We start from the raw sequence: 25,302 nt of genomic DNA on the forward strand, positions 1-25,302 counted from the left end.
CATAATCGAGGAATAGAGGAGTCAGCTACCTATTCTTTTCACTTTAAAGTTTACTTATTTTCTTGTAAAACTCATCTTCTATGACTATTACCCTTTCATGGATTCCTTCGGCTATTTTTCTCTCCTTCCAGTAGACTGTCACAATAAATTTTATTTTTCTCTCTTTTATATCATCTATAATTGAAACTACTTTCACTTTCTCTCCTAACGGTACTGGAGCTAGGTGAAATACTTCTATATGAAAGCCTACAGTTGTCTTACCATTTTCCATGAATTTCTGGGCTAATTCAAAGGAAGTGTTTTCGATGAATGCAACAACTGAAGGTGTAGATAATACGTTGACTGCTCCGCTGGCTACTTTAGCTGCAGAATGCTGATTTTCCACGACGAATTCTTTTTCCAATGAAAGACCTTTCTCCATGTTCATAAGAGTTAAATGAGACAAATAGTATGTAAATTTTTATCAGCTTTAGACTATCTGTTCTGACGTTACTTCTCGTGGATCTTTAACTGGATCAACGAGAGCATTAAGAAAAATACATGAGAAGAGATTGGATAGTAGAAATAGTAATAAAATAAATAATATAAAAAATATATAAATATAATATCTATAGCAAAAAATCAATCTATTATAGAAACAATCGTTTTCAGAATTTATTTTAGTACAACCAGCAAGTCTCCTTTCTTTACTCCCTGCCCTGGTTTTACCGCAATTTTCTCTATAACTCCAGCTATTGGTGCAGATATTATGGTCTCAGATTTCATTGCTTCTACAGATAGAAGAGGCTGACCTTTAGTTACTGCGTCACCTTCCTTTACTCTTATAGCTACAACTCTACCTTGCAATGGCGATAATACTTCTCCTTCTTTTCCTTTCATTAATTCCTCTACTGATTGACCCTCCTTTACTGGAATTTCTGTTATCCTGTCTACCTTATACTCTTCTTCCTGATCTAATATTAGGAATCCCCTATCAATTGTAATGCTGTGTACTTCGTTTCCAACCTTGAACAAGTACTCGTTTTCTCTTGTACCTCTACCTAAGAATTCTACATTTAACTCTCCTTCTTCCATTTTCACTGTGTCCTTGTTATCCTTCTGGTCATAGCTTGCAATGTAGGTTTCTCCAGTTTCCATGTAAACTCTGAGGAGCTTCATTACCACATCACCCTTGCAGAGGCCTGAGCCTGAACTCCATATGTCTTCCATGCAGATCTAGGTTTGCCGTTATCTTGAGCTTGTACGTTTTTATTTCCGCTAGATCCTCTCAGCAATCCTCTATTGTAGACTGATGCAGCTAAAGCTGTCTTCAGCATTTCCTTCTCCCTGAGCTTCTTTGTGAATATCTCACTCTTATCCGCTATGTATGCGGTAGTGAAGTTTCCATTCTGGTAATCTTCGTCATCCATTATTAGCTTGTAGAGAGGTATTGTGGTCTTTATACCTCCTATCTGTAGGTCTCTCAATGCTCTCCTTCCTACTTCTATTGCCCTAGCTCTGTTCTCTCCGTATACCATGAGCTTAGCTACCAATGAATCATAGAATGGAGGTACATAGCTTCCTTCCATTATCCCTGTATCAAGCCTCACTCCAGGTCCGCTTGGTTCCTTATAATATGTTACAAAACCTGAACTACCGGTGAAGTTGTTTAACGGATCTTCAGCGTTTATCCTATATTCTATTGCGTGTCCTCTGAGTCTCTTCTTTAGTTCCTCCTGAGTGAAAGGCATATGTTCTCCTGCTACTAACCTTATTTGGAGTTTCACTAGATCGATCCCAGTTACAAGCTCAGTAATTCCATGCTCTACTTGTAATCTCTTGTTAAGCTCCAGGAAGTACAGATCCTTGGTCGTGTCAGAGTATGCGAATTCCATAGTTCCTAAAGCGAAGTAACCAATCTTCTTGCCGAACTTAACTGATGCATCAATGAACTCTTCCCTCTTTTCCCAAGTTAGGGCCGGAGACGGAGCCTCCTCTATAAGTTTCTGATTTCTCCTCTGGATTGTACACTCTCTTTCAAATGCAACTACATAAGTTCCGTATTTATCTCCAATAAGCTGAGTCTCGATGTGTCTCGGTCTAACCGCAGCTTTCTCTATATACAAGTCTGGCCTACCGAAGGCTTCCTTAGCTAACCTTTGGTTTCTACCCCATATGTCCATCAACTGATCAGGATTGTCGGCTCTTGTTATCCCTATACCTCCACCTCCATAAGCTGCTTTTACCATTACTGGGTATCCTATTTTCTCTGCAAGTTTCAATGCCTCATCCAACGATCCAACTGGTCCGTCAGATCCGGGGGCAATAGGCGTTCCTGCTTCTTTTGCAATTCTTTTTCCGTCTAGCTTACTCTTTACCCTGTTCATTACCTCAGATGAGGGTCCAATGAAAGTCATACCTGCCTTCTCTACGGCCTCAGCGAAGTCTGCTCTCTCCGACAGGAAACCGTAACCCGGATGTACTGCGTCTGCATGTGCTTTCTCCGCTGCATCTATAATCCTTTCAATGTTCAGATAACTCTCAATAGAAGGTGCAGGTCCTATGTAGTAGGCTTCGTCCGCATATTTTACGTGGAGGGCATATTTATCTGCCTCAGAGTAGACAGCTACTGCCTTCATTCCCATCTCTTTAATTCTCTTCATTACGCTTACGGCTATCTCTCCTCTATTTGAAACAAGTACTTTTCCAAATGGTGGCATCTCAACTTATAATGTTTAGTCTAGTTTAAAAAGCTTTTACATTTCAATAAATTTACTCAGCGTTCGAATTTGTCCTCACAGATCGGTTCCCGGATTCGTCATCACACGGGTTAACTGATTATCGTGTTTCTAATGTATTAACTTTAACGTGGCTAAATAAGACGGAGCTTTGATTACTTTTAAGAAAAAATCATCTTCTATGAAGAATTAATAAGATATAATGAATATAAAGTTTTTAAGCAAGTTACCTTACTCTCTATCGGGGATGAAATATTTCATATGAAAAGCCACCTATGGATAAGCTCATCGAGGAAATGAAGAGTTTAAAGGCAAAGGCGATAGCAGGAGGCGGAGAGGACAAGATTAAAGCTCAACATGAAAAGGGAAAGATGACTGCTAGGGAGAGAATTGCATTGCTATTCGACGAAGGTACCTTCAGCGAAATAATGACATTTGCAAGGACACAGTCCACAGAATTCGGTCTTGATAAAACGGATTTGTATGGGGATGGCGTAGTAACTGGTTGGGGTAAAATAGACGGAAGAACTGCTTTCGTGTATTCTCAAGACTTTACCTCACTTGGAGGAACTTTAGGAGAGATGCATGCAAGCAAGATAGGTAAGGTTTATGAATTAGCGCTGAAAGTTGGAGCTCCTGTAATAGGAATAAATGATTCTGGTGGTGCAAGAATACAAGAAGGTGCAGCATCGTTAGAGGGATACGGTCTGGTGTTCAAGAATAACGTAATGGCATCGGGAGTTATTCCTCAGATAACTATAATGGCTGGTCCAGCTGCAGGCGGTGCGGTTTATTCTCCAGCTCTAACAGATTTCCTGATTATGGTAAAGGGAGACGCTTACTACATGTTCGTAACTGGTCCTGAGATCACTAAGGTAGTCCTAGGAGAGGACGTCTCAATGCAGGATCTAGGAGGTGCAGTAGTTCACGCAAGCAAGTCTGGCGTAGTTCATTTCATGGTTGACAGCGAACAGGAGGCCATAAATACAGCTAAGAGGCTACTTTCATATCTTCCATCTAACAACATGGAGGAACCTCCTTACATGGACACAGGTGACACTAATGACAGAGAAGTTAAAGACGCAGAGAGTATAGTGCCCACTGACTCGGCTAAAACCTTCGATATTAGAGATTTGGTCTATGCAGTTGTTGACAACGGAGAGTTCCTCGAGGTACATAAGCACTGGGCTCAGAACATAACTGTAGGCTTCGCCAGGGTAGCAGGAAACGTTGTGGGAATAGTTGCCAACAACTCAGCATATGCCAGCGGTGCAATCGATATTGATGCAGCAGATAAAGCAGCTAGATTCATAAGGTTCTGTGATGCGTTTAATATTCCTCTAGTTAGCATAGTTGATACGCCCGGTTACATACCAGGTACTGACCAAGAATACAGAGGAATCATAAGGCACGGAGCTAAAATGTTATATGCCTTCGCAGAGGCCACAGTACCAAAGATAACAGTTGTCGTGAGGAGGTCCTACGGAGGAGCTCATATAGCCATGAGCATAAAGAGTCTAGGTGCAGACGTGATTTATGCATGGCCCTCAGCAGAAATAGCTGTAACTGGACCTGAGGGAGCAGTTAGGATACTTTATAAAAAGGAGCTTCAAGCAGCTTCAAATCCAGACGAGCTTCTTAAACAGAGAATAGCTGAATACAAGAAGCTGTTTGCTAATCCGTACTGGGCAGCAAAGAAGGGACTAATTGACGACGTAATAGAGCCTAAGGATACAAGAAAAGTGATAATGAGCGCTCTCTCCATGCTAAAGAATAAGAGAGAATATAGATATCCAAAGAAGCATGGGAATATGCCTCTCTAACCTAGTCTCCTTTTTATAATTGTTTTTCAAAAGGAAATTTTATATTCTTGATGTTAAATTGTTTCTGAGCTTTTTTACGAATTAGATTATTTAGTTATTTATTACTATATTACTATCTTTTTAAAAGCTAAGATAATTCTTATTGGAGATTTTGTACCACAATAATAGAAAAAATCGCTTTATATTGTCTACTTTATATTGTCTACTTTCTTCTTTTAGTTACTGTCAGCTTTTTTCCTTCTATAACTGGTTCTAGCCCTACGCACTTCAATAAAAGGGAAAGTTCCTTTAATGTTTCCACTTCATCAAAAAAGGTCAGTGTATCCCCCTCCTCAGCTAGGATTACCTTTGCTAAGTATTCTTGCAGCTTCATGTATAGTTCTCTCTCCTATTTTTTCACCTAAAATTCTTTTAACCTTGTCTGGTTCCATTACTACGTCTCCCAGAGATTTTATTCCTTCATTCCAGAGCTGTCTTGCCCTTTTCCTTCCTATTCCAGGAATTTGAACTAGCTCGACCAACTCTTCTTTTACTCCGTCTTTAACTCTCATGTTAAGCCTTCTAAGAATCTCCTCATGTCCTTCCTCCTTCATTACTTGAGCTAACTTGTATCCGCTATACGTTAACCAATCCATTGACTCAACCATGTTCCTTAGATCACCTGAGCCTATACCGTACTTTGCTAAAATAGCATCCTCATCCACTTCCTCAATCCAGTCCTGAATTATGAACGCAATTTTTAGGGCAGATAGATAGAGTGATAACTCTAACTCATCAGTTGGTTCTTCTAAGAACATTTTGCAGTCAACATCGTACAGAAGTGTTTCGTCTATGTTGGAAGTCCCTACTATAGGAGAATCAGGCGTGTATGCTAGAATGTGAAGGTAAGCTAACTCACAGGACGTTGGCTTTCCTTTCAACGCATCCTTTATTGTAACAGCGGTGAAAGGATTAACGTAAATGTCCGCTACCCTTTTGCCAAATTCAGTTAGCTTTACTACGTCTTCCTCAATTACGAAATTATGATCCTTAAGCCAGTCAACTCCATTGTCGAATTTACTTTCTATTATTTCATCGCTTAACAAAGTCTCCTCAACGTAAGTCCTGAGGGCATTTCTAGTCATTTCTCCCTCAGAGGATAGTGTACCAAGGAGGAATGAGTAGAAGGCATTCTCAGCGCCAAGTTTGGACTCTATTGGCTCCACATCAGAGCTCATGTATTTTTCAAATATTCTTTCAAAGTTCCTCTTGTCTCTCACAACTATTATTGCTTCACCCTCGCTGTCAAAACCCGGCCTTCCAGCCCTACCGCTCATTTGCTTATACTCCATGACTGGAATCTCCTCCCTGAATCCAGTAACCTTCCTATTATATCTAAAGATATCGCCTATTATTACGGTCCTTGCTGGCAGATTAACGCCAGCTGCAAGCGTTGGAGTAGCCACAATTACCTTTATTTTTCTTTCTCTAAAACCCCTCTCTATTATCTCCCTTAAACCCCTGGATAAACCCGCATGATGGTAAGCTACGCCTCTCTTAACTAAAGATGATAAATTCTCTTTCTCCATTGATCCGGCGTCCTCAACTTCCTCAATCTCTGAGGCTATCTCTCTGAGTTCTGAGGATTCCTTAAACTTCAGTGATAAACTCTTAGCAGTAGATTCAGCATTCCTCCTTGAATTCCTGAAAACTAACACTTGTCCTCCTCTAGAAATGCTGTCCATAGTATAAGCCTCAATTGGATCTTCTCCCTTGACCTTTTTGGTGGTTCCGTCCTTGAACGTGACAGAATAATATTTGCCAGCTGGATAAATTACCCCCTCAACCAGCTTTACGGGTCTCCAAGACGTAGCAATATACTCAGCCTTAAGCCAACGGGATATCTCATGGAAGTTAGAAATGGTTGCACTGAGGGCTAACATTCCTTTCCTCTTTGCCCTCACTGCCACAGTTTCCACTACGGGTCCTCTTGAAGGGTCGTTAAGGTAGTGTAACTCATCGAGGATAAAGTAATCAGCTTCCTCTAACCAAGCTGGTCTATGTCTCCAAAGCGAGTCCAATTTTTCGTAAGTTGTAACAATCACGTCATAATTTTTCAGGTAGTTATCCTCACTGTCGTATTCACCTGAAGTCATACCTACCTTTATGCCCAAAGGTTCCCATTCCTTGAATGTTGAATACTTTTCACTAGTTAAAGCCCTCAGAGGCGTTACATATATAACCTTACCTCCTCCGTCCTTTAGATGGCTTACTGCTCCTAATTCGGCTATCAAAGTTTTACCTGAAGCAGTAGGAGACGCTACAACTAGCCTTTTCCCCTCCAATAAGCCCTTCTTTATCGCCTCACTCTGTGGAGGATTAAGCTTGACAATTCCTCTGCGTTTCAGGATTTCCTTGGCGAAATCAAGAGGTAAATCCTCAATGTCCATGAAAGTATACTCCATAGAATCCTATCGTATTATTCAAGAACATTTAAAAGCCCTTTTGCCCGTACTTCCTATCATTTTTTAAGTCGGGTTTATGAAAAATCCCTGGTAATACCAACTGCCCTGTTAATATTACCTTTATAAGTCTATATAAATCATAATACTCTCTTCACACAGGAAGGTTTATCTACCTATCATCCCAAAATGACATGAGATAGCATGGAGGAAATTCGCAAATTGAATGATACGACCTATCTTCTAGACGTCACAGGAACCGTGACAGTCTCGTTTAAATTGGAAGACTCTTTTATAGGAGAAATAGATAAGATAGCCAAGAAATTAGGCTATTCTAATCGAAGTGACCTTATAAGGGAGGCAATAGAGACCTATCTTAAGTACCTGAAACAAAATGAACGGTCTCTCAATACTTGATCTATTCCTGTTTACAGTAGGATTAATAGCTGCATTCATAGTAAGCGGAAATAATAACGCTACGTCTCTGGGAGTCTTATTCGCTACCAACGCCGCAAGGAGAAGGAATTCCTATATAATAAATACAGTAGCTATGTTTCTAGGTGCTTCTGTAGGAAGCGTGACTATGTATGATAGCGTGTACTCAATCGTTCAAGGACCACAGGATTACGTTGAGGCTTCGGTTTTCTCGGTTCTATTCTCATCGGTTTTCTCCTTTTATTATCTAAATAAGATTGGAGTACCCTCTTCCCTTAGCCAGATGTTATATCCCTCTCTTGCAGTTCTGGTGCTAGTATCACACGGAGAAATACTGTTCAATTGGTTCAAGTTTTGGTTCACTGTAGGGTCTTGGATAATTTCTCCGTTGGTTGCAATAGTAGCTTCTCTCTTGATGTATAAAACGATGAAGTCAAGAATAAAAGGAGAGAGTAGACTAAGTAGACAGATGAAAATATATAGATACTTGATAATGACCTCATCAGCATTTACCTCATTCGTGGTGGGTGCTAACGCAGTTGGAATAATAATTTCTGCAGGTCTAACTGCAGCTCCGTTACTTTTAGTAGTTTTAGCCTACTCTGTCTCTGCTTCAATTGGAATATTTTTCTCTAAGAAGACTGCAATTACGGTTGGGTTTAGGTTAACCAAGCTAGGATACGTTGGTGCATCGTCGTCTATTATAGGAAGCAACGTAGTAAATCAAGTTTTTACTCTCTTTGGGATTCCTATATCTATAACTCAAACAATATTAGGTGGAATAATAGGGTTAAGCTTGCGCGCTATGACCAGGGATGTTGCCAAACAGATTAGACAAGTTGCTAAGGGCTGGTTAATCTCGCCTTTACTATCTATCATAATTTCATTAGCAGCTTATGGAATAGTGAAGAGCGTTTTAGGCATTTAACAGAAAAATTTCGCTAACTAGGAAGAGATATCACTGATGTTGCATTTCTCAAGATATATAGCTATGTTTTCTCTTTAACAAGATTTGCCTCTTCCTCCCCTCCCATCTTGACTGCAAATAATATGGAACCAGATAGGAAGAACGATTGATAGAAGGCCCAAAATAAATTAACGTAAATTGAATATACTAGTAACATATCCGATGTCGTGCTTAGTTCAAGCGTTCCCTTAACTATAGAAATTATTAAAAGGATTAGTATCGAAAGGTGAGGCATTATCACCCTTAAAGATACTCTGCCCTTTCTCTTAGGGGTCACCTTGAAAGGAACCTTTCTTCTAAGAACCCAAGCTAAAAAAGCCAATGTAATTCCGAAGAACTCCAAATATTCCACGAACTGATGATAAAGGAAACCTTTAATTCCGTAATCTTTTCCCTTCATTGCGTAAAAGAAGAAAGTCATGGAAAGTATGATATAAGGTGAGTAAGCTACCATGTAAATTATTGGGTTCAAAGTTATAAATGGTAAGCCAGAGAGGAGAAACACCGATGGAGCTATTAGCTCAATCAAGGCTAAAGGTCCCTCTTTAAGCCAATAAAAGAAGCCAGATACGAAATCAAAGAATACCTTAGCTTTAAGATTTGATCTTAACAAGTTTTTAAGTAGTTGAAAATATCCTAAAGCCCACCTTGTTTGTTGTGATATGAAACCGGAAGCATCTTTTGGAGGCTCTCCGTACCATATGAGAGGAGTATCAACGTAGACTACCTTGTATCCTCTTTGATAGAGCCTAATGGTGGTTGCAGCATCCTCTGTGATGCTTTCCTCGTCAAAGAAGTTTACTTCTCTAAGTGCACTTAACCTGAAGACCGATCCTGAACCTAAGGAAAATGCAGACCTTCTATTCCTACCACGCATAATAAGCCTTAGGAACGGCTCTTGTTTATAAGTAGAACCTTTAGCTACCAAAGTGGGACTTTCGCTATATGTCTGCGGAACTTGTACCATCGCTACATCTGGATCCGAGAAATACTGTAACACATCGTCAAAGAAGTTTCTCTTAGGTCTCTGATCCGCATCGAATATGGCTATAACGTCATATCCTCTAAGGGATCTCAATACATTGTTTATAGCTCCTGCCTTAAATCCCTTTCTGTCTTCCCTGTGAACATACGTCACATTGTGAGTATAACAAAAACTTCTAAGTTCCCGAGATATATTTATATTAGTTGAGTCATCAAGTAGATAAACGTCCCCTCTTCCTCTTGTAGCCTCTATTACAGAAATGAGAGTGGTTTCAACCATCTCTGGATCTTCATTAAACGATGTAACTAAGCTAGCTACTCTCAGATCCCTAGCTTCAGATGTAAGGTACATCTCTTCGTCGCGACCCCTAGAAAGGCTCATGAAGTTCAGAAAAATGAATCCGCCAGCAAAAGTTGCTAACCATACTAGAAAGTTTAACCAAAATAAGTAAGAGACTCCAAGGGTGAGCCAAGTTAAAATCGCGGATGCTATGAAAGGTGAGGCAAAAAGCAACAAGTTAATAGCTCGCATTCGAATTCACGAGCTGATTACCTGATATCCATCCTGATCTGTCTTTACTGAAATGTCAACAAGTGGGACCAACGCAGTGCACTCTCCCTCCTGTACCTCGTCGCATATTAAGGCAACCCTCGCCATATCCCTCAAAGATCCTAAAAAGGTGTTCCAGAACTCGTATTTTTGGCTAGAGATCTCGCAACAGTTTGATGCAGGAGATATATCATTTACTCTATACACTATTACCGTTGGTTGTTCTTCCTCATTCTTATCTTTCTTCTCTATTCTTTTCAACACCTCAGCGGAGAGAGACTTAGCAAGTTTCATGACGTCCTTTATGTCCTTTAGCGTAAATCTCTTTTCCCTGAACTTCTCCGTGACAGCTACCTTCTTGAATTCTCCTTTTGCAACATTTAGTATCTTATCATTCGTGTAGAGCAATATGGCTTTTCCCTTTATCAAACGTAGAGCCATTTCCACTTTTCTAGTGTTAGGTTTTCCTGATATCAATATAGTGTTACTTTCAATCTTCTCCAATGAATCATAAGTTGGTAAAATGACTCCGCCATCTAATTGTTCATTCTTAACTTTGTCCCCAAGGACCTTAATAGGAGAGGGAACTGGAAGCTCCAGTAAAGACCCAGAGAAATCTTCAAGAGAAAGCTCTTTGTTGACTAAAACTCCATATCTTACGTTGAATCTATTGATAACGTCCTGAACTTTGTCTCTTATGTAAAGAAACTTATCGCTTTCCTTTGGAACTTTGTTCGCTATAAAAGCTAACGGTATGCCAGGGACTCCAGACGTCATCTCTGAATTCACAAGATAATTCAACGTGTTTTCAAAGTTGATCTTTAACGTATCTGTAACGTAAATCCTCAGGGATTTTGTATTCGGAATTACGCTGTAGAATACCTCAGATTCATGTCTAACGATATCTGTAGAATAACTAATTCCCGGAGGATTATCTACAATGAAGAAGTCATATTTGCTTTCGAGCAATATCTTGGAATAAACTTTCCTGAAATCTTGCATTAACGTGGGATCGGTGTGAATTTTTGATAATAATTCCCCCGTTCTTTCTTTACTGAATAACTTAACGACTGTCATTCTACCCTTTACTGTATCTATTCTCTTAATGTTCTCACACGGATTAGTCCTTTCAACTATCGAGTTTAGCAATCCCTTACCTTTTATATTTGCGAGGTCTGAGGCATAACCCGAGGTATCTCTATCTATAAAAATGACGTTATGATCCCTTGACAAATATTTAGCTAGCGCAAGTCCCAACGTTGATTTTCCTACGCCGCCCTTTATTCCAAGTAGAACTATCTTGTAGCGATTTTCCATGTTTCACAGGAAATATGCTATACAACAGTTAATAAACTACTTTCTACATAATTTTATTAATCCTCTTTACGTGAGTTTTCCTTTTATACCAAGTATAAAGTAATTACATTATCATTTAGAAATCTAATTTAATAAATTGAATAAAATTCAGTTTAATTAAAAGGAAGCTTTAGCTAATATTCCTTGCTTTTAAATAAATATTTTCTTTGTTTCATCTTTAGTTTATATCATGTTATCCTAATAATGTGAGATATACGGGCAATACGCTCATCTTCACTTAGTCTTTAACTGTCCATTTCGTAACTGAAGTTTAGTCTTTCCATTAATGTTATCTTAAAGTGTTCATGCTATTAGTTAACTTTAAAAACAATGTATCTTCTAAGTGTTCGGGTAACCCTAATGAGCAAGGCAGAAAGTGTGCCAAGATTAAAGCGTGGCGTAGTCGGAACCTTAGAGGCAGTAGGTCAGGAGATAGCCGCAATGGCTCCAGCATGCGATACGGTAGCATTCATAACCTCTGCAGCTGCGTTTGCCTTCGTGTTGACCCCTCTAGCTTTCCTGATAGCAATGTTAACCATGTACTTAGAGGTCAACACGCTATATCATTTGTCTAGAAGACATGCCAGTGCAGGGGGATACTATGGTTACATATCTACAGCTTTCAATCCGATTCCTGCAGCAGTTTCAGGCTTCCTTTATGTCCTTTATCAAGTAGCTAGCACTGCAGCGATACCAGTATATGTGGCTGGCGTTGTTCTCCCTGGAGTTCTGAAGTACTTCTTTGGAATTACCCTACCGGGCTGGGTTTGGATACCATTTATTCTTACTTTCATAATAGTTCCAATATTGCTAGCAATGGTGGGAATAAGACCTCAGATGAAATACATAAGGTACGCTGCACTGGGAGAGGTTGCCTTCTTAGGGATAACCGCATTAATAATTATTCTTAAGATACCTCACAATACACTTCAGGTATTTAATCCATTTGCATGGCCCCAATTCGCTAGTTTGTTTGCCCCCAACGGAGGTGCCATAGGTTCTCTGGGTCTGGGAATGATATTCGGAATAACTAGCTTCATAGGTTACGGTGGTTCAGCACCATTAGGAGAGGAAGCTAAGAGCAGTAAGAGCATAACCAAAGCTTTGATATTCGGAGTATTAATTGTAGGTATAGTTCTAGTAGAAGAGGCATATGTTAGCGTAGTTGGATGGCCTGGCGGACTTACGCCAGCTGGAATGGAGTCGTTTGTAAATAACCCAATTCCAGGAATAGTGGTTTACTCCACCTATCTAACACTGGCTGGAGGATTCATTTTGGCCCTCTTCGCTTTCAACTCTGCCTTCTCAGATTCAGTTGCTATGCAGTCAAATGCTGGTAGAGTTTACTTCGCAATGGCAAGAGATGGATTACTCCCTAAGTCATTCTCTGAAGTTCATCCAAAATACGTAACTCCAATTAAGTCCTTAGCGTTCATCGCAATAACCGCGTCAATCTTTTCTATAGTTGGAGGATTTACTATAGCGTACTTTGCAGGTGTAAGTCCAAGTCAAATGTTGACCTTACCTGCAACTTCTCCCCAAGTTTATGGAGCTCTCAGTGATGCATTCGACTTTCTCACAACAATAGCTTTAGTAGGACTGGTAGTAACTCATTTGATGCTTAACACCGCAGTCATAACTCTCTATAGAAAACTTAAGGAGAGACATTATGGGTTTAATTTACTTCTACATCCACTACAGCACTACGTTTTACCAGCTATAGCTACTGGGATCTTCATTTACGTACTTTATGCCTCAATATGGCCTCCAGTTTACCCAGTTACCCAAGCTGTGATATTTACCTTTGTTTATATAGGAATAATGTTGGCATATACCTTAAACGTTTGGAAGAAAAGGCCTGACATATTAAAGAAAGCTGGTACAAGAGTAAACATAGTGGAGGAAGAATTGCAAGAAGCTGCAAGGAAGAATAATGACAGTAAAAAATGAGATATGAACCAAAAAAGTAAGACAGTCGCGTTCCAGATGTTATTTAAATGGTAAAGGAAAAATGTGTGATGCCTCATTATAGAAAGTAATTTCATCAGTTTTTGATTTACACGTTCCGACCACGTAAACATGTCTTTTTAATTTTTTAATCTATTTATGTTTTCATGATATGTACAACCGTAGATAAAGAAATGAAGATTCAAATTTTCAGCAAGGGTGAGATCATGATTCTATATGATCCTGAAAAGAAGGAAGTGGTATATAAGGAGGAAAACGTAGCCCTAAAAACCCCAGCCAGAAGACCTGAAGCTACAAAGGAATGTATAAAATTAAAGGCAGACGAAATTCTTGGAGCTCATGGCTCATTCTGCATGCCCTCATACTTGATAGGAAAGAAGGCGGGAAAGAAGTTGCTTTTCGCCGAACCAGGCATTAAGATATTTGACGTTAAGCCTAAGGAGGTTACCTTATCTGAGGTCGCCTATTCGTCCTTCATAGCTATGAAGGAAAGAATTACAGAACATCATACATGAAAGACTTGAAACAAATGTTTCATGTATATATTTTTACATAAAAATTATTATTTTGTTTATAAATAATCTTTATATATACTTTTTTGTTTACGACTTATTGAAAACACTATCTTAATATATTGAAATTATGACATTTGATCACATAATATATGTTTCAAAACTCTTTTCTCTAACATAAATCTCAAGATAGGGAATAAACCTTATAGAAGCGGAGGAACGATTTTATTTTCTATCTCCAATTTCCATGTAGAGATGAAATACACAGAACATGCACCAAAACTTTTCATGAACACTGGCACTCGTTTTCCCAGGGAAATAATATGGGGAATAGGGGCAGTCAAATGGGCTTGTGCAAAGGCCAATTTTTCTCTGGGTTTATTGGACAAAGATAGAGCCGATGCCATCATGAGGGCTTCAAAGGAGCTCATGGAAGGAAAACATGATGACAAGATAATACTTGACGTGTTTCAAACCGGTTCTGGAACGGGACTCAACATGAACGTTAATGAAGTAATTGCGGAGCTTGCAACCTCCTATGCTAGCGTTAAGGTTCACCCTAACGACCATGTTAACATGGGCCAATCATCAAACGATGTCGTACCCACCACCATAAGGGTTGCGGCTGTCAATCACATAATTAATTCTCTTCTTCCTTCTATGGATAAAACAATATCAATCATAACCCAAAAATCCAGGGAATACGCAGATTACGTGAAAGCAGGCAGAACACATCTAAGGGATGCCCTTCCAGTTACTTTCGGTCAAGAGTTAGGCGCGTATGCAGACGCCTTAATTAACGATAAGAATTTAGTGCTTTCAACCTTGGACTACGTAAAAGAGCTCCCCATAGGAGGTACTGCAACAGGAACTGGTCTTAACGCTCATCCGGACTTTCAAAACAAAGTGATAACCGAGCTAAACGGGCTTACCGGCATTGGATTTAAACCAGCAAATACTTTCAGGGGACTTAGACTTCTCACGGATATGTTGTCACTTAGCGCGTCTATGAGAACTATTGCAGTTGACTTATACAGAATGGCTCAAGACTTTAGGCTCATGTTCTCTGGTCCCTTCACGTCAATTGGTGAGATAGACATTCCTTCTCAGGAAGAGATAGCTGGCTCCTCAATAATGCCTGGAAAGACTAACCCTGTTACCGCTGAGGCTACGATGTTGATATCGGCTCAGATCATAGGATTGGATCATGCAGTTCAATTCGCTTCTATGCTAGGAGAGTTTGAACTCGCCATGGGTGTTCCCCTAGTTGGGTATGATGTAGTGACTGAGATATCCCTTCTGTCGGAAGGATTAAGGAAGTTCTCAGAATTAGTAGTTGCGGGCACTGTACCTAACAAGGAAAAAATGTTGAGATATGCCGAGTCTTCGCCTTCGCTCATAACAGTTTTATCCCCTGTGATTGGTTATGATAAGGCAACAGAGATAGGTAAGAAACTAAACAAAGGATTGTCTATAAGGGAGGCGCTAAGAGAACTGGGTTACACTGATCAGGATATAGATAAGATATTAGACATGAAGAAATTGATAAAGCCAGGAATAAACAAGTAAGTATTTTTTCTAACTCTATATATTGTTTGTTTTTCTTTATAGAAAAGTTTCTTAAAATATTTGCTATCTCTTCCTTTACTTCATTCAATAAATAGAGAAAATCTAAACTTTTCCATTTTCCTCTCATCAATGATGTAATCTAAACTTAACTCCATCAATTGTAGTAGTAATATCCACGTTAAGCCCGTTAATTATTGAGAGAGCAGTCCTTTCATTCATTATGATGGAGGTAGGAGAAATCTCTTCTACCTTCTTTCCCATCCCTTCCATAACTTTTACCACCACTTGCTGAGAGGTAACCCAATCGCTCAGACTATCCTTAACGCGATTCACAAGTTTTTGTCCGTAGTTTATATTAAATTCTATTAAATCTAGCATCTTCCTTTTGTCGTATAATGGGCCGTGCGAAATAACGATCCCTTCCACCGAGTTTGATATCTCCTTTATCTTGGCCAAGGACTCCATAGCTTTCCAGAAATCCACGTAAAAAGGAAAAACGAAGCCCTCCAAAACTCTCTGTCCAAAGAAGGCATCTCCCGCATAAAGCACGTCTCCTATAACATAACTTACATGTCCTGGAGTATGGCCTGGAGTACTAATAACTTGTACCTCAGGGTCCTTGAATGTTGCTTGTAAGTCTTCCTTTATTAGATCATAGGTAAAGAGAGAGGATTCATTGCACGAGAATCCATACACTGCCATCCTTCTACCCAATAACGATATACCCCATCTATCCTCAGGCGGTAGAAATTTGCTTTTCGCTTCTCTAAACAATCCAGCTATATGGTCTGCGTGTCCATGTGTAGCAAGTTGAATTTCTCCTTGTATTGGTAGTTCTGAGTTCTTTCCTCCTAAGTCCACAACAATTCCGTCGTAAAGAAGAGTGTTAGGACTACCCGGAACAACATCAGCCTTCCCGATTTTCAAAGTTTTCATGAATTTAAAGAGAAACTTCAATTTAAAAACTCACATAAAAAGTCCTATATTTATCTTATGTGAATGTTAGAATCCTCAAGGTACCTAACGCTCTTAAATCTAAAAACTTACTTCATGCATTATTATTTTCCTTTAAAGAGGATGTAAGTCCTTCCATGTTTATCTTGTAATGTTTCTTCAATATTTCCCCTTTTTCTCCTCCTAGATCCAGATCTTCCTCATTCACCTTGAAATCTGCCTTTTCCAACGCCTCCAAGTAGTCAGATAAGAAATTTCCATCCACTATTCCTCCATGAGCCAAGGCTACAGAGAAAGGTGCAAGAGATATCTGCTTCTTTATGCTTTCCTTGTACTTTTGTAAATCTAACGGAGGAGGAGTAGAAGGTAGCATGACTCCGTTAAGCATCACCCCTGTGGAATCGCCTGAAAATAACATTCCCTCATAAAAGAGGGATATATGATGTTTTGCATGACCAGGGGTGTAAACTACCTTTATTGACTTTCCTCCTAGATCTATAACGTCTCCATCATTAACCTCTATTACATCATCCCTTGATGGTTCGACCTCGCCATATATGTCCACCAAATCTCCAAGAACTTCCCTTGCAGTTTCGTTAAGTCTCTTTACACCGTCCTCCGTCACCATGTATCTCTTGAATCCAGACTTGATCACCAGTTTAGCTTCCTTGTATCTTTCCATTACTTCCTTAACTAAACCAACGTGATCTATATGAAGGTGGGTAAGTACAACATAACTTGCTGTATCAACGAAACCCAGATCAACCACTGAATTTGCCGGACCCGGGTCAATTATCGCAGTTTTGTCACCGCAGACAACGTAAGTGGTCATGATTTCCGGGAATTGGGGTGGCCCGGAAGGTATAGCGTGAATTCCCTTGCAAGGCATTTCAATCATGTTAATCTCTTTCTAAAGCTTAAAACGTCAACGCTTCATTTTGTTAAAAATGACATCATAATTAGATAAATTCTGTAGACGAACTACCGTAAAGGTTATAACAATCTTCCTGTTTATTTATACTTCGATGGCTTCGGAAACAGAGGTCAAAAATTCAGATAAGCTCTTAAGGAAACAATTGAACCTCCTCGATCTCACGTTTTTATCTATGGGAGGCATAATAGGTTCTGGATGGCTCTTTGCATCATTAGACGCTGCGTCAACTGCAGGACCATCTGCTATACTTTCCTGGTTAATTGCAGGATTTCTAATAATCTTTGTTGGTTTAGCATATTCTGAAATAGCAAGCGCTATCCCTAAAACTGGAGGAATAGTAAGATATCCACACTATACTCATGGTAGCTATACTGGATATATCCTAGGCTTTCTATATCTCCTTTCGGCAATTACTTTGCCTGCCATTGAGGCAGAAGGAGCCATAGAATATATTTCTAGCGTAAACCCTAATTTTATACTTTCTTACACAACCACTATAAACGGTAGCACAGTTACAGTGCTTAATTACGAAGGATTAGGTTTAGCATTCCTGTTGATGTTGTTCTTCTTCTTCCTAAACTACGGGGGAATAAAGGTTCTAGGAAAGTCCAACACCGGAATAACGGCATGGAAAGTTGTAATACCCACCATTACTTTCATTCTATTATTTGCAGTTTACCATTCAGCTAACTTTAGTTCTTATGGAGGCTTATTTCCATCAAACGTAACTGACGCTTCTTCTGGAATCATAGGACCTGCAGCTATGCTTTACGCTATTCCAAGCTCTGGAATAATATTTTCCTATTTAGGATTTAGACAAGCGGTAGAGTACTCAGGAGAAGCAAGAAACCCTCAAAAAGACGTAGGTAGAGCAGTCATACTCTCCTTAATATTAGGAATAACAATATACACAATGTTACAAGTTTCTTTCATAGGGGCTTTAGATTGGGGTAAAGCAGGAATAACTCCAGGAGACTGGGGAGCGTTATTGAGTAGTAACTTTGCTTCCTCGCCATTCTACTCTGAATTTACTTCTACTGGAATAGCTCTGTTTGGGGCTTGGGGAACTATCCTTCTGATAGACGCAATAATATCTCCAACTGGAACAGGTTTGGTATATACTGGAACCTCTACCAGAACTATATACGGTCTTGCGATGGACTCATATTTCCCTAATATATTCGCTAAAGTAGGTAGGACTGGAATTCCATTCTTTGCACTTCTAGCATCATTGATAGTAGGGAGCATATTCCTTGCTCCATTCCCAAGCTGGTACCTATTGGTAGGTTTCATTTCCTCGGCTACTGTCTTTACTTATATAATGGGAGGAATAGGTTTAGAGTCACTAAGGAGAAATGCATCTGACCTAAAAAGACCTTATAGAGTACCTGCAGCTAGAATAATTGCCCCTATAGCTACCATTGCTGCTATATTGATAGTTTATTGGTCCGGCTTCACTACATTATTTTACATATTGAGCGGCCTTACTATAGGCGTGCCTCTATTCTGGTTATACTACGCTGTAAACCACATAAAAATGAATAGAACTCTAGCTTACCTATTAGGTATAGGACAACTCCTAGCGTCGTTAGGCTTGATATCCTTCGGGTATTATAACGTAATATTAAATTCCTCACCCAGCTTAGAATCCTCCTTTATTCTGTACTATCTAGGCTTCATAGGTATGCTTGTAGTACCAACAATAATAGGCTACTCCTTCTCTAATGAGGAGGGTAGGAGAGAGATAAAGAGTGGTTTCTGGCTCATAGGTCTAATATTGGTACTATACGCGACAAGTTTCTTCGGAGGCTTCGGTCCTTTGAGTTCTCCTCTAATACCATTCCCTGAGGATACTATAGTAGCTGCAATAGTAGGTCTTATTTTCCACTTTGCAGCAGTGAGGAGCGCATTTAGGACTGAAGAAATAGAAAGGATAATAGAGGAACAGGAAGGTTAATATATTTTAATTACTTTTTTAACTTATATACTAAAGTATAATTATGCTTATAATGATTTTCTGTAAATTGTCTTATTTTTATCCTATGTGGTTTCCATGTTCGTATGTTCTGTGTATATATTCAACGTTAATAATTAAAAACGAGCTAATCTTTAACCATGTTCCAGATTGCTATAGCTGCACATAGCTCTCCTCCTTCAGAGGATTTGTCAAAAAAGGCTAGAGAGTTCGTGCAGTTCATAAAGGGAAATGAAGTGGCAATTTTGTTGGGAGGATATTGGGGTCTCATGAAGGTTGTTGCAGACGAAGCTATAAAGGATGATATCCCAGTGATCATGATCTTACCGATAGAGAGGAATATTGAAGTACCGAAGGAAGTCATGAGAATCGATAGTGGAATGGAGTACAGAGCAAGGTCTGTTCCTCTAATTAGATCAGCCGATGCTGTTGTAGCCCTAGGAGGAGGTGCTGGAACTATCATAGAGATTTTGTTAGCTTACGCAATGGGAAAACCCACATTTATCTTGAAGGGAAATGGAATGAGCTCAGACTTGTTAGAGAAGGCCTTTCCCCAATATGTGGACGAGAGAAATGTAGCGAAGCTTAACTTCTTCAATGATGTAAAGGAACTTGCAAAACATGTCTTATCAGTGAATGGAAATAAGGGCGTGGAAGAGAGGTTCGGTTAATCAGTTTAAATATTTATTTTTAAGATGGAAAGAAAAAAATAAAACTAAATTAAAGCAAAGAGAGGATTTGTCTAGATCTAATTATTATAAACCCATTCATCTCTTTATTGAATTATAAAATAACATAAGCTATTTTCATCCTCTTACCGTGCTCATAACTTCCCTTACTAATTCCTCCACCTCCTTGGTCACCTTAAATCCTTTTATGTTAGATAACTTAGTCAGAGCTTCTTTAGTTGTCCTTACCTCTCCCTTGTCTATCCATTCACATAAGGCTTCTAAAGCCACCTTACTGGTTAAGCATGGCATTCCTGAATACCTTACGGCCAACTTGTCCCTTTCCTTAATCCATAACACTTGTATAATTTCCCTTTTAGTCCTTATCGTTTTAATATTATATCCTTCTATCTTACTTGTCTTATACATTGGCTTCATAAGGAAGTCAGATGCAGTTTTCCTAGTCATGTTGCAACAATCATGCCCAATTTTGCTCATTTTAGGGTTACACTAATTCATTTAGGATAGAACTTTATTAAAGTTGTCGTTTTCCTTGAGCCTTTAAGATGAAGATTTAAAAAATTATGACATATTTTAACCAATGTTAGGAAAGATAGGTAAGGATACATTCGATAACATCATCTATCCAAATCTAGGGGAAAGGAGAAATGAGGTTATTGTTCCTCCAATGAATGGAGTTGACGTGGGAGTAGTTGACCTAATGGACGGGAGGGTACTCGTAACTAAAACTGATCCAGTTTTCATAGTAAAGGAGTACGGTCTTAGAAAGGCAGCATGGTTCGCGGTTCATATACTTGCGAGCGACCTAATGACTTCTGGGATATCACCTCAATACGCCTTGATAGACCTTAACTTGCCGCCTTCAATGACAGATCAGGAATTTGAGGAAATGTGGAAGGGAATAAGTGACTCATTAAAGGAAATAGGAGTAATGGTCATAGGCGGTCATACAGGTAGATATGAGGGAGTTAACTATCCAATGTTAGGAGGTTTCACAATGCTTGGGATAGGGGAGAAGAAAAAGCTGGCTAATCCATCTAAGGTAGAGGTTGGAGACCAAGTTGTAGTTACTAAAGGTCCAGCAATAGAAGCTACAGCGCTGTTGGTAAACACGTTCCCAACGGTTTTTCAAGACGAACTTGATAACGACGTAATGAAGGAAGCTTTGGATATGTATTGGAAGATGTCGTGCTGGAAGGACGGTTTAATAGCGTCCAACGTAGGCGTTAAGGCTATGCATGACGCTACTGAAGGAGGATTATGGAACGCTTTAGTCGAGATGAGCGAGGCAAGTGGTAAAGGAATAGAGGTTAGGAAAAGTGAGATCCCGATGCCAAGGGCTGTGAAGGAAGTAACTTCCCTAGTGGGAATAGATCCTTACACCTCAATAAGCGAGGGAACCATGGTCATAATTACATCGGACGGAGATGGCGTTGTAAGCTCACTCACGAAGGAAGGGATAGAGGCTGGAGTTGTGGGTAAAGTCGTGGAAGGAGACGGAGTTGAGGTAGATGGAAAGAAAATAGGTAGGCCTGACCACGATCCGTTCTGGGTTGCGTTCTCGGAGATAGGTAGTAAGGGCAAATCAGCCCTCAAGTCGTGAAGACATTGCATATTAACAGTTTTTATCCATAGAAAGAGGACATGCCATTAATATCACATTATGTTGATTTATTATCTACAAGGCTAAATGATAATATGATGGACTATTCTAAAGCAACTCTTGATGAAGTATTCTCTTTACTTTCCACTTCACGTTCAGGCCTAACTTCAGAGGAAGCGAAACTACGTTTGGAGAAGTATGGATACAACGAAGTAAAGGAAAAGAAGGAAAGTCCTTTGAGGAAGTTCTTATCAAAGTTCTCCGCCCCTGTTCCATGGATGTTAGAAGTAACAGCAGTAGTTACCTTCCTATTGAGGAAATATGATGATATGGGCATAATACTTTTTCTTCTAATATTTAACGCAATAGTTAGCTTCGTGCAAGAATCCCGTGCAGAGAGTGCGGTAGAGCTTTTGAGGAAAAAACTTTCAGTTCAAGCTTCAGTTCTAAGGAATGGAGAGTGGAAAAGTATTCCAGCAAGAGAGCTTGTACCGGGCGACATAATTCACGTTAGGCTGGGCGACATAGTGCCAGCTGACGTAAAGGTGATAGATGGAGAAGTTGAAGTTGACCAGTCAGCCCTTACTGGAGAGTCTATAAGTGTAGAGAGAAAGGTAGGTTCTCTTCTTTACTCAGGTTCGGTAATTAAAAGGGGAGAAGCTTACGGGGTAGTTGTAAATACCGGTGTAAACACTTACTTCGGTAAGACTACAGAGTTAGTTCAAAGTGCGAAGGTACAATCTCACATCGAGTCCTTAATTCTTGGAATAGTGAAGTATTTAATTACAATTGACGTAGCCTTGGTTCTCTTGATGTCACTTTACTCCTTCCTAACTGGTGTTCCTCTGACTAACGTCTTACCTTTCGCCTTGGTAGTTCTGATAGCATCAATACCAGTAGCCTTACCAGCTACCTTTACCATTGCAATGGCAATAGGAGCACTGGAAATGTCTAAGAAGGGAGTTCTGGTGACCAGACTTAATGCAATTGAGGACGCGTCGTCTATGGATGTACTTTGTATGGACAAGACTGGCACTATTACTGAAAATAAGCTCTACGTTATAGATCCAATAGTTATCCAAGGAAAGGAAGATGATCTCATAAGATATGCTGTGCTCGCGTCAGAGGAGGTAGGAGAGGACCCAATAGACAAAGCTATAATAAATTACGCTAAAGAAAAGGGAATAAAAGTAGATTTCTCTAAAAGGAAGAGTTTCACTCCATTCGATCCTTCCACAAAGAGAAGTGAGGGAATAGTTGAGGAAAACGGTAAAGAAATTAAAGTGGTTAAAGGTGCACCTCAGGTAGTAGGATCTCTATGTGGAATGACGGATCAAATTAAGGATGTAGTAGATAAACTTGCTTTGAGGGGTTTTAGAGTAATTGCAGTAGGCAAGGGAGAGGAAGAAAAGCTCAACTTAGTTGGTCTACTTCCACTCTTGGATAGACCTAGAAAGGACTCTCCAATCTTGATTCACGAATTGAAAGATCTAGGTGTCTCCGTTAAGATGATAACCGGAGACAACAAAGCAATAGCGGGAGAGATAGCTAAAGAGGTTGGAATTACTGACCGTCCATGTGCAATTTCCGACGTCAAGGAAGGAAAAGAAAAGGTTGACGAGTGCGGAGTCTTTGCTGAAGTATTCCCTGAGGACAAGTTCTTCGTTGTAAAGAGCCTTCAATCAGAAGGTCATGTTACAGGTATGACTGGAGACGGTGTAAATGATGCTCCCGCCCTAAAGCAAGCCGAAGTAGGCATAGCAGTTAGTAATGCCACTGACGTGGCAAAGGCAGCTGCTAGCATAGTTCTAACCCACGAGGGAATAACTGACATAGTTGACGCAGTGAAAAGCGGTAGGAAGATCTATCAGAGGATGCTAACCTATACTTTGAACAAGATAATGAAGACTATTCAAGTAGTTATATTTCTGACTACGTCGTTTTTCGTATTTAGGTTCTTCGTTACAACGCCTTTTGATATAATTCTTCTTCTTTTTGCCAACGACTTCGTTACCATGTCAATAGCAACGGATAATGTAAGATACTCGAAGTCTCCTGAAAAGTGGAGCGTCAAACCTCTAATTACGAGTTCCGCGATCCTTTCGTCGATGTTGGTTCTAGAGGGATTTGTAGGAATTTTCATTTCTTTTTATCTTGGACTAAATCACATTCAGATACAGACCTTCGTGTTTGACCTTCTGGTTTTCTCCGGTCTTTTCACAGTCCTTATGATAAGGGAAAGAAAGAGGTTCTGGCATTCCTCTCCCAGCAAGTGGCTGTCCCTCTCCATAGCTGGTGACATTTTGGTGATAAGCTTAATCTCAGTGTTAGGTATACTCGTAACTCCTGTTCCTTTTGACGCAGTGTTATTTGCTCTGGGGTTAGCCTTCACTTGGATGATAGCTATGGATACAGTGAAGAACTTCGTCTTTAGGAAATATAACTTATAAAAGAAGAGAAATAGAAATAAAATAATTTTTAAATCTTTTTCTTTAACTACCTCACTCAGATCCTATTCCTTTCTTAATTATGTTCACGAGTTAAGCTTGAAAAACGTCTCACTTTTAACTCTTGTCCTTATATGTTAAAACGTGAAAGTTAACCTTCCTATAGCTTCGTCATGGTTTCTATGGGGTGCATCATACTACTTGTATTATCCATATCTTTCAATTTATCTAGAGAACATCATAGGCAGTGGATTCTCCCTAGCTTTTGTTGTGTTTACAATTTCTGCAATTCCATTTTCTCTTTTTGGAGGTCAAATTCATCGAAGGTTAGGAGTTAATTTATCAGCGTTTATAGGGATGGTAGTTAGTGGTACTGGTTTATTTTTAATCCAAATATCATCATCTACTTTTACGGTAATCTTAGCAGGGATTATGGCTTATGCCTTCTTCATTTCCCTTCCGAACTTTTACTCCATGATGATGGCATTGGACAGTAAGTGCATAGCTAGGATATGGTCCCTTTCTATCGTTCCATCCCTATTTATGCCATTTATTGGAGGACTAATTTCAACCTATTACGGAATTAATTGGGTTTTCATTTTAGCATCTGTTTTAGCTTTGGCTTCCTCGATACCTATTCTGGGAGTCCACGTTAAGCCCAAAGCTAAAGGAGGCAAATCCAATGTATTTATACCCTTCCTTTCTATGATACCTATAGCCATAGTTTTTCCCTTTGTATATCTCTACTTGAAAGTTCATTTCGGCTTCTCTTTGGAAGACATAGGCATTATTTCAACCATAGTAGAAATGATTGGCTTTGTAACTTCATATCTTTCAACCAGAATGCCTAACTGGCTGGCTTTGTCCCTTTACTTGTTTATCTTCTCTCTAGTTGGCGGGGAAACCTTCTTCCCATATTTTTCCTTGTCGTTCGGATTATGGGAAGCAATCATTCCAGTTTCATTGGAGGGAAGTCAATCTTATTCTCCAGAAGAGTTCGGTAGAGTTAACGCTTTTCAACAAATTGGATGGCTTGTGGGCTTTGTTATATCTTACCTTGCCGGGAGTACGTCCTTGATAGTTTCATCACTCTTCTCGGCTTTAGTAATGTTCTATGTGCTTCTTTCTCATTTAAGGGCAATAAAGCGTAGCATTTATCCCTTTTAATCAACTAATTAATTTAAAAATATATAAATTTAAATATTTATTATGAACAAATATATTTTCTTACAAACTAACTTAAAGTAGGTTTTTTAATTTTAGTTTAAAGCTCTTCCTTGCTTTCATTAGGGTTTTTCTATACGCTAAAACTGGACAATAACGTGATAGTTTCCTTTCTTGAAAGTCTCATTTTTAAAAAGGATAGAAACATAATATA

The 25,302-nt window shown here is 39.4% G+C and carries 21 protein-coding genes; 11 read left to right on the forward strand and 10 right to left on the reverse strand.

Annotation, left to right across the window (positions count from 1 at the left end; genetic code table 11):
- Positions 1-43: 43 nt before the first annotated feature.
- The 3 genes from RQ359_RS06395 to RQ359_RS06405 form a co-directional block, all read right to left on the reverse strand.
- Complete coding sequence (locus tag RQ359_RS06395) at positions 44-427, reverse strand: thioesterase family protein (RefSeq protein WP_457921141.1); 384 nt, start codon at positions 425-427, stop codon at positions 44-46.
- 227 nt (positions 428-654) lie between these two features.
- Positions 655-1,158, reverse strand: a complete 504-nt coding sequence (locus tag RQ359_RS06400) for a biotin/lipoyl-binding protein (protein WP_054838855.1) — start codon at positions 1,156-1,158, stop codon at positions 655-657.
- Complete coding sequence (locus RQ359_RS06405) at positions 1,158-2,699, reverse strand: acetyl-CoA carboxylase biotin carboxylase subunit (protein ID WP_457921142.1); 1,542 nt, start codon at positions 2,697-2,699, stop codon at positions 1,158-1,160. Before RQ359_RS06405 ends, RQ359_RS06400 begins: the two co-directional genes overlap by 1 nt.
- A 293-nt stretch (positions 2,700-2,992) precedes the next feature.
- Between RQ359_RS06405 and RQ359_RS06410 the strand changes: the two genes are divergently transcribed.
- On the forward strand, positions 2,993-4,540 hold the full coding sequence (locus RQ359_RS06410) for an acyl-CoA carboxylase subunit beta (RefSeq protein WP_156017353.1): 1,548 nt from the start codon (positions 2,993-2,995) through the stop codon (positions 4,538-4,540).
- Between the two features lie 202 nt (positions 4,541-4,742).
- On the opposite strand, the gene RQ359_RS06415 is transcribed toward RQ359_RS06410, so the two are convergent.
- Positions 4,743-4,913 (reverse strand): hypothetical protein, encoded by a 171-nt coding sequence (locus RQ359_RS06415; RefSeq protein WP_156017351.1) that lies wholly within the window; start codon positions 4,911-4,913, stop codon positions 4,743-4,745.
- Complete coding sequence (hel308, locus tag RQ359_RS06420; protein WP_156017348.1) at positions 4,873-6,984, reverse strand: ATP-dependent DNA helicase Hel308; 2,112 nt, start codon at positions 6,982-6,984, stop codon at positions 4,873-4,875. Before hel308 ends, RQ359_RS06415 begins: the two co-directional genes overlap by 41 nt.
- 201 nt (positions 6,985-7,185) lie before the next feature.
- Here hel308 and RQ359_RS06425 point away from each other — a divergent pair, with 201 nt between their 5' ends.
- Both RQ359_RS06425 and RQ359_RS06430 read left to right on the forward strand, forming a co-directional pair.
- Positions 7,186-7,398: a ribbon-helix-helix domain-containing protein gene (locus RQ359_RS06425; RefSeq protein WP_054838858.1), complete on the forward strand. Its 213-nt coding sequence runs from the start codon at positions 7,186-7,188 to the stop codon at positions 7,396-7,398.
- Entirely contained in the window at positions 7,376-8,344 is a 969-nt protein-coding gene (locus RQ359_RS06430; RefSeq protein WP_156017344.1) for an inorganic phosphate transporter, read from the forward strand. The genes RQ359_RS06425 and RQ359_RS06430 overlap by 23 nt, the downstream gene beginning before the upstream one ends.
- A gap of 61 nt (positions 8,345-8,405) precedes the next feature.
- Here the strand turns inward: RQ359_RS06430 and RQ359_RS06435 are convergent, their stop codons facing one another.
- The gene (locus RQ359_RS06435) at positions 8,406-9,899 is read right to left on the reverse strand and encodes a glycosyltransferase family 2 protein (protein ID WP_156017341.1); all 1,494 of its coding nucleotides are present in this window, start codon (positions 9,897-9,899) and stop codon (positions 8,406-8,408) included.
- A gap of 6 nt (positions 9,900-9,905) precedes the next feature.
- Positions 9,906-11,234, reverse strand: coding sequence for a ParA family protein (locus RQ359_RS06440; protein WP_156017338.1), 1,329 nt, complete (start codon positions 11,232-11,234; stop codon positions 9,906-9,908).
- A 399-nt stretch (positions 11,235-11,633) separates the two neighbouring features.
- On the opposite strand from RQ359_RS06440, the gene RQ359_RS06445 reads away from it, so the two are divergent.
- The 3 genes from RQ359_RS06445 (at position 11,634) to RQ359_RS06455 (ending at position 15,322) form a co-directional block, all read left to right on the forward strand.
- Entirely contained in the window at positions 11,634-13,223 is a 1,590-nt protein-coding gene (locus RQ359_RS06445) for an APC family permease (protein WP_156017335.1), read from the forward strand.
- Positions 13,224-13,387: 164 nt separating this feature from the next.
- A complete protein-coding gene (locus RQ359_RS06450; RefSeq protein WP_240900180.1) occupies positions 13,388-13,756 on the forward strand; it encodes a hypothetical protein in 369 nt (122 codons plus the stop codon).
- Between the two features lie 252 nt (positions 13,757-14,008).
- The gene (locus RQ359_RS06455; RefSeq protein ID WP_156017331.1) at positions 14,009-15,322 is read left to right on the forward strand and encodes a class II fumarate hydratase; all 1,314 of its coding nucleotides are present in this window, start codon (positions 14,009-14,011) and stop codon (positions 15,320-15,322) included.
- A 126-nt stretch (positions 15,323-15,448) separates the two neighbouring features.
- Here RQ359_RS06455 and RQ359_RS06460 read toward each other — a convergent pair whose 3' ends face one another.
- Both RQ359_RS06460 and RQ359_RS06465 read right to left on the reverse strand, forming a co-directional pair.
- Positions 15,449-16,258 carry an MBL fold metallo-hydrolase gene (locus RQ359_RS06460; RefSeq protein WP_156017328.1) on the reverse strand — a complete coding sequence of 270 codons (810 nt, stop codon included), beginning with the start codon at positions 16,256-16,258 and terminating at the stop codon, positions 15,449-15,451.
- A 112-nt stretch (positions 16,259-16,370) separates the two neighbouring features.
- Positions 16,371-17,174, reverse strand: coding sequence for an MBL fold metallo-hydrolase (locus RQ359_RS06465; protein WP_240900178.1), 804 nt, complete (start codon positions 17,172-17,174; stop codon positions 16,371-16,373).
- A gap of 127 nt (positions 17,175-17,301) precedes the next feature.
- On the opposite strand from RQ359_RS06465, the gene RQ359_RS06470 reads away from it, so the two are divergent.
- Entirely contained in the window at positions 17,302-19,167 is a 1,866-nt protein-coding gene (locus tag RQ359_RS06470; protein ID WP_156017325.1) for an APC family permease, read from the forward strand.
- A gap of 158 nt (positions 19,168-19,325) precedes the next feature.
- A complete protein-coding gene (locus RQ359_RS06475) occupies positions 19,326-19,856 on the forward strand; it encodes an SLOG cluster 4 domain-containing protein (RefSeq protein ID WP_156017322.1) in 531 nt (176 codons plus the stop codon).
- 135 nt (positions 19,857-19,991) lie between these two features.
- On the opposite strand, the gene RQ359_RS06480 is transcribed toward RQ359_RS06475, so the two are convergent.
- A complete protein-coding gene (locus RQ359_RS06480; protein ID WP_156017318.1) occupies positions 19,992-20,351 on the reverse strand; it encodes a hypothetical protein in 360 nt (119 codons plus the stop codon).
- Between the two features lie 103 nt (positions 20,352-20,454).
- Here RQ359_RS06480 and RQ359_RS06485 point away from each other — a divergent pair, with 103 nt between their 5' ends.
- The 3 genes from RQ359_RS06485 (at position 20,455) to RQ359_RS06495 (ending at position 25,091) form a co-directional block, all read left to right on the forward strand.
- Positions 20,455-21,477 (forward strand): AIR synthase family protein, encoded by a 1,023-nt coding sequence (locus RQ359_RS06485; protein ID WP_054838670.1) that lies wholly within the window; start codon positions 20,455-20,457, stop codon positions 21,475-21,477.
- Between the two features lie 95 nt (positions 21,478-21,572).
- A complete protein-coding gene (locus RQ359_RS06490) occupies positions 21,573-23,927 on the forward strand; it encodes a plasma-membrane proton-efflux P-type ATPase (protein WP_206339005.1) in 2,355 nt (784 codons plus the stop codon).
- 141 nt (positions 23,928-24,068) lie between these two features.
- Positions 24,069-25,091 (forward strand): MFS transporter, encoded by a 1,023-nt coding sequence (locus RQ359_RS06495; RefSeq protein ID WP_054838671.1) that lies wholly within the window; start codon positions 24,069-24,071, stop codon positions 25,089-25,091.
- Positions 25,092-25,302 lie beyond the last annotated feature (211 nt).

It is taken from the genome of Sulfuracidifex metallicus DSM 6482 = JCM 9184, assembly GCA_032834875.1.
Classification (GTDB): Archaea; Thermoproteota; Thermoprotei_A; order Sulfolobales; family Sulfolobaceae; genus Sulfuracidifex; species Sulfuracidifex metallicus.

Bases quoted from the DNA above. Each gene is read 5' to 3' on its own strand.
- RQ359_RS06395 (WP_457921141.1), bottom strand. From the start codon at position 427: ATGAACATGGAGAAAGGTCTTTCATTGGAAAAAGAATTCGTCGTGGAA.
- RQ359_RS06400 (WP_054838855.1), bottom strand. From the start codon at position 1,158: ATGAAGCTCCTCAGAGTTTACATGGAAACTGGAGAAACCTACATTGCA.
- RQ359_RS06405 (WP_457921142.1), bottom strand. From the start codon at position 2,699: ATGCCACCATTTGGAAAAGTACTTGTTTCAAATAGAGGAGAGATAGCC.
- RQ359_RS06410 (WP_156017353.1), top strand. From the start codon at position 2,993: ATGGATAAGCTCATCGAGGAAATGAAGAGTTTAAAGGCAAAGGCGATA.
- RQ359_RS06415 (WP_156017351.1), bottom strand. From the start codon at position 4,913: ATGAAGCTGCAAGAATACTTAGCAAAGGTAATCCTAGCTGAGGAGGGG.
- hel308 (WP_156017348.1), bottom strand. From the start codon at position 6,984: ATGGAGTATACTTTCATGGACATTGAGGATTTACCTCTTGATTTCGCC.
- RQ359_RS06425 (WP_054838858.1), top strand. From the start codon at position 7,186: ATGGAGGAAATTCGCAAATTGAATGATACGACCTATCTTCTAGACGTC.
- RQ359_RS06430 (WP_156017344.1), top strand. From the start codon at position 7,376: ATGAACGGTCTCTCAATACTTGATCTATTCCTGTTTACAGTAGGATTA.
- RQ359_RS06435 (WP_156017341.1), bottom strand. From the start codon at position 9,899: ATGCGAGCTATTAACTTGTTGCTTTTTGCCTCACCTTTCATAGCATCC.
- RQ359_RS06440 (WP_156017338.1), bottom strand. From the start codon at position 11,234: ATGGAAAATCGCTACAAGATAGTTCTACTTGGAATAAAGGGCGGCGTA.
- RQ359_RS06445 (WP_156017335.1), top strand. From the start codon at position 11,634: ATGAGCAAGGCAGAAAGTGTGCCAAGATTAAAGCGTGGCGTAGTCGGA.
- RQ359_RS06450 (WP_240900180.1), top strand. From the start codon at position 13,388: ATGATATGTACAACCGTAGATAAAGAAATGAAGATTCAAATTTTCAGC.
- RQ359_RS06455 (WP_156017331.1), top strand. From the start codon at position 14,009: ATGAAATACACAGAACATGCACCAAAACTTTTCATGAACACTGGCACT.
- RQ359_RS06460 (WP_156017328.1), bottom strand. From the start codon at position 16,258: ATGAAAACTTTGAAAATCGGGAAGGCTGATGTTGTTCCGGGTAGTCCT.
- RQ359_RS06465 (WP_240900178.1), bottom strand. From the start codon at position 17,174: ATGATTGAAATGCCTTGCAAGGGAATTCACGCTATACCTTCCGGGCCA.
- RQ359_RS06470 (WP_156017325.1), top strand. From the start codon at position 17,302: ATGGCTTCGGAAACAGAGGTCAAAAATTCAGATAAGCTCTTAAGGAAA.
- RQ359_RS06475 (WP_156017322.1), top strand. From the start codon at position 19,326: ATGTTCCAGATTGCTATAGCTGCACATAGCTCTCCTCCTTCAGAGGAT.
- RQ359_RS06480 (WP_156017318.1), bottom strand. From the start codon at position 20,351: ATGAGCAAAATTGGGCATGATTGTTGCAACATGACTAGGAAAACTGCA.
- RQ359_RS06485 (WP_054838670.1), top strand. From the start codon at position 20,455: ATGTTAGGAAAGATAGGTAAGGATACATTCGATAACATCATCTATCCA.
- RQ359_RS06490 (WP_206339005.1), top strand. From the start codon at position 21,573: ATGATGGACTATTCTAAAGCAACTCTTGATGAAGTATTCTCTTTACTT.